Below are 4,487 nucleotides of genomic sequence, written 5' to 3' on the forward strand. Positions count from 1 at the left end.
TACCGGTGTCCGGCCAGGTGGTGCGGGCGGGCTACCGGGGTGTGGGGTGGGACCTGGTGCCGTCGAGGAAGGTGTCGACGATCGCCTCCGCGAACGCCGCCGACTCCACCGGCCGCTGACGCAGGATCAGCCGGGCGAGCATCGGTCCGGTGAGCAGTTCGATGGCCTGGTCGACGTCGAGTCCGGGGCGCAGCTCCCCGCTGTCGAGCCCGTCGCGCAGCGCCTGCCGCATGGCATCCCTCCGTGCGGCGACCGCGGTGTCCTCGTACCGCTCCACGAGCTGCGGGCGGTGCACCGCCTCCCCGAGGAGGCCGGCCAGGAGGCGGTGCAGATTGGTGTCCTGGCCGCGGTGGCGGATCTGGTCGACCAGGTCCACGAGACGGTCCCGCAGGGGCAGTCCGTCCGAGGGCGTCACGGGTACGTCGAGGCTGCTCAGGGCCGCGAGCACCAGCTCTTCCTTGTTGCGCCAGCGGCGGTAGACGGTGGCGCGGGCGACCCCGGCCCGCTGGGCCACCAGGTCCATCGACAGGGCCCGGAAGCTGTGTCCCTCGCCCAGCAGGGCCAGCACGGCTTCCAGGATCGCCCGGTCGGCGGCGGGGTCGCGCGGGCGTCCGCCGCGGGCGGTGTTCCGGGCGGCCGGGGCGGACGCGGGCCGGAGGCCGGCGGGCGCGGCGCCCCCGGCCTCCGGTGGAACGGGTGGTCGCATGCTCAGACCTCCGTGGGGTGGTGGGCTCTGGCGGGTTCCTCCGCTCCGGTGTGTCCGTCCGGGGTGCGGGCGGGCAGCAGGAGCAGGCTGAGGAGGGCGCCGAGGAGGGTGACTCCGGCGGCGACCAGTGCGGTGACGTGCATCGCGGAGACGAACGCGTCGACGGCGTGGTCCGCGAGGGCGGTGCCGCGCGGGCCGAGCGCGTCGGCGACGGCGAGGCTGCTCTGCACGGACTCCCCGGCCCTGTCGCGCAGTTGGTCCGGCACGGCCGCCAGGTGGCCGGACATCCGCGAGCGGTACGCGGTGGACAGCACCGAGCCGAGGACCGCGACGCCGAGCGCCCCGCCCACCTGGCGGAAGGTGGTGTTGACGGCGGAGCCGGTGCCGGCCCGCTGCCGGGGCAGGGCCGACATCACGGCGGCCGTGGCGGGCGGCATCACACAGGCGATGCCCACACCGAGGACGAAGAAGACGGATTCGAGCAGCCACAGCGAGGTGCGCTCGTCGACGGTGGCGACGGTGACGAAGGCCAGGGTGGTCAGCAGCATCCCGGTGGTGCACACCGGCCGCACCCCGATCCGCCTGGCCGCCAGGGTCGCGGGCGGTGAGCACAGCAACTGCGCGACGGCCAGCGGCAGCAGGCAGTATCCGGCCTGGAGGGGCGTCCAGCCGCGCACGCTCTGCAGATAGAAGACCAGGAAGAAGGTGGCGCCGAGGAGCGCGAAGAAGACCAGGCCGATGACGGTCACGGCGGCCGAGAAACGCGGGACGCGGAACAGGGCCACATCGAGCGCGGGGCGCGCGGCCCGTCGCTCCCACAGGACGAACGCCGCGAGCACCACGAGCCCGCCGAGCATCGTCCCCCACACCCGGGCCGCCGCCCAGTCGTCGTGCTCGCCGCCCTGGATCACCCCGTACACGAGCAGGGTGAGACCCGCCACGGACAGGGCGACCCCGACCGGGTCGTAGCCGCCGCGTCCGGGGTCGCGGGACTCCGGTACGACGACCAGCGCGGCGACGGTGCCGATCACGACGATCGGGATGTTGATGAGGAAGACCGAGCCCCACCAGAAGTGCTCCAGGAGCGCGCCTCCGGTGATCGGCCCCACCGCGACCGCCAGACCGGCGGCCCCGGCCCAGATTCCCACGGCCTTGGCGTGTTCGTCGGGCGGGAAGACGTTCATGATGATCGCCAGGGTGGCCGGCATGACCAGGGCGCCGCCGACGCCGAGTCCCGCGCGGGCGGCGATGAGTTCGCCCGCGCTGCCCGCGAGGGCGGACCAGAGCGAGCAGCCGCCGAAGACGACGAGCCCGGCCACCAGGGTGCGTTTGCGGCCCCAGCGGTCGGCCAGTACGCCGGTGCTGAAGAGCAGGGCCGCGAAGACGAGCGTGTAGGAGTCCACCGACCACTGGAGTGCGCCGGAGGAGGCGCCCAGGCCCCGGGGCGCGGGCTCGGCGAGCGTCTTGAGCGCGACGTTCAGGATCGAGGTGTCGAGGACCACGAGCAGGAGGCTCACGACGAGGACGCCGAGGACCCACCAGCGGTGGGCGGCGGCCCGGTCCTGCTCGGCCGGACGGGATGCGAGCTGAGTGGTCACGGATGCCGCTCCTCGGAAGGAAGAGGGTGCTGCGTGAACTGCCGTCTGTCGCTGTGCGGTCACCGACGCTAGACCCGCCCGCCAATCGAGTCAATGCCGTATCGAAACAGTCCTGACTCATATCCGGACGGCTCCGGACAGTCCCGAGTGGCGCGGCACTGCGTGCCAATTTTCCCTCTCCGTACGGACGAACGGACCCCGCGCTCCCCCTCTCCACCGCACCTGCGGGAAGCCCCGAAGCTGCGACGTGCACCGCAAGGCTGCCTTTACAGGTCCTTTTCACTTCCCGCCAACGATGGTTCGACAGATGGCACTTGGTGCCGCGTCAGCCCGTATCCAGCGACACCGGACCCAGTGACAGGGGAAGAGATGCACAGGACGTTGACCGAGGCCGTACGCGCCGGAGCGGAGCAGCACCCCGACCGGCCCGCGTTCGTGTACCTGCACGAGGACGGCCCGACCATGCGGCCCGAGGAGATCACCTACGCCGAACTGGACCGCCGCGCCCGTCTCCTCGCCGCCCGGCTGCGCCAGGAGTCGCCGGGTGACCCGAACCGGCCGGTGCTGCTGCTCTATCCGCCCACCCTGGAGTTCGTGACCGCCTTCCTCGGCTGCTTCTACGCCGGGCGCACGGCCATCCCCGCGCCCCTGCCGGACGAGCCGGGCGAGCGGCTGGCCCGGGTCAGCGGCATCCTGCGGGACGCCTCGGTGGGCGCGGTCCTCACCGTCCCCGAGCAGCGCCAGCCGCTCGCCGCCTGGCTGACGGCCTCGGGCGAGCGGGACGTGGTGTGCCTGGCGCTGGAGGACGACGGCGGGGATCCCGCGCTGTGGCTCCCGCCCGAGGTCCGCGACGACGACATCGCCTTCCTCCAGTACAGCTCGGGCTCCACCAGCCGGCCCAAGGGCGTCATGGTCACGCACGCCAACCTGGCCGCCAACCAGGAGGCCATCCACCGCGCGATGCTCACCGGGCCCGGGGTCGTCACCGGCAGCTGGCTGCCGCTCTACCACGACATGGGCCTCATCGGCATGACGCTGCACCCACTGTGGATGGGCGGCACCAGCGTGCAGATGTCGCCCGTCTCCTTCATCAAGCAACCGCACCGCTGGCTGCGGATGATCCACGACTACCGCGTCGAGGGCACCGCCTCGCCCGACTTCGGCTACGAGCTGTGCGCCCGCCGCACCACCGACGAGCAGGCCGAGGGGCTCGACCTGTCCAGCCTGCGGGTGGCCCTCAACGGCGCCGAGCCGGTGCGCGCCGCCACCATCCGCACCTTCACCGCCCGCTTCGCCGCCAACGGACTGCGCCCCGAGGCGCTGTTCCCCTGCTACGGCCTGGCCGAGAACACCCTGCTCGCCTCCGCCGGGGACACCACCGCGCGCCACGTCGAACTGGTCGTCGACGCGCATCTGCTGGAGCAGCACGAGCTGCGCCCCGCCCGCCCGGACCGCACCTCCAGGACCCTGGTCGGCTGCGGGGCACCCGCCGGCAGCGAGGTGCTGGTCGTCGACCCGATGACCCACCAGGCGCTGGCGGACGGCCGGGTCGGGGAGATCTGGCTGCGCGGCCCCTCGGTCGCGCGCGGCTACTGGAACCGTCCCGAGGCCACCGAGGAGACCTTCCGCGCCGCGACCGCCGACGGCCGCTCGGGCTATCTGCGCACCGGCGACCTCGGCGGTCTGGTGGACGGGGAGCTGTTCGTCACCGGACGCATCAAGGAGATGCTCATCCACCACGGCCGCAACCTCTACCCGCAGGACATCGAGCAGGCCGTGCAGGACTCCGGCCCGTCCCTGCGCCGCGGCGGCGGCGCGGTGTTCACCGTCGGGGACGAGGAGGAGAGCCGCGGTCACGTGGTGGTGGTGCAGGAGGTGCGGCCCAGCCGGCACGGCGAACACGATCTGCCCGCCCTCGCCGCGCAGGTCCAGGCCGTGCTCAGCCGCAGGTTCCAGCTCCCCGCGGCCAGTGTGGTCCTGGTGCGCCCCGGCGCGGTCCGCAAGACCACCAGCGGCAAGACCCAGCGCACCCTGATGCGCCGTCTGTTCCTCGACGGCTCCCTGCCCGTACTCCACCAGCGCCTGCAACGGCCGGTGGCGGCCCTCGTCGCCCCCGCCGCCGAGCAGCCCGCTCCGCTGGCCGCCCCCGGCCGTTGCAGGCGCTGGTGGAGTACGGGCAGGGA

At 73.2% G+C, this 4,487-nt stretch carries 3 protein-coding genes; 1 reads left to right on the forward strand and 2 read right to left on the reverse strand.

Annotated features, from left to right (window positions below; translation table 11 throughout):
- Positions 1-31 precede the first annotated feature (31 nt).
- Complete coding sequence (locus ACJA3G_RS31070) at positions 32-706, reverse strand: TetR/AcrR family transcriptional regulator (protein WP_406556372.1); 675 nt, start codon at positions 704-706, stop codon at positions 32-34.
- A 2-nt stretch (positions 707-708) separates the two neighbouring features.
- Positions 709-2,304, reverse strand: a complete 1,596-nt coding sequence (locus tag ACJA3G_RS31075; RefSeq protein ID WP_406556373.1) for a DHA2 family efflux MFS transporter permease subunit — start codon at positions 2,302-2,304, stop codon at positions 709-711.
- 369 nt (positions 2,305-2,673) lie between these two features.
- Here ACJA3G_RS31075 and ACJA3G_RS31080 point away from each other — a divergent pair.
- On the forward strand, positions 2,674-4,487 hold a 1,814-nt coding region (locus ACJA3G_RS31080), incomplete at its 3' end, for a fatty acyl-AMP ligase (protein WP_406556374.1).

The organism is Streptomyces sp. YS-3 (assembly GCF_045257485.1).
GTDB lineage: Bacteria > Actinomycetota > Actinomycetes > Streptomycetales > Streptomycetaceae > Streptomyces.

Excerpts from the sequence above, each read along its gene's own strand:
- ACJA3G_RS31070 (WP_406556372.1), bottom strand. The coding sequence starts at position 706 with ATGCGACCACCCGTTCCACCGGAGGCCGGGGGCGCCGCGCCCGCCGGC.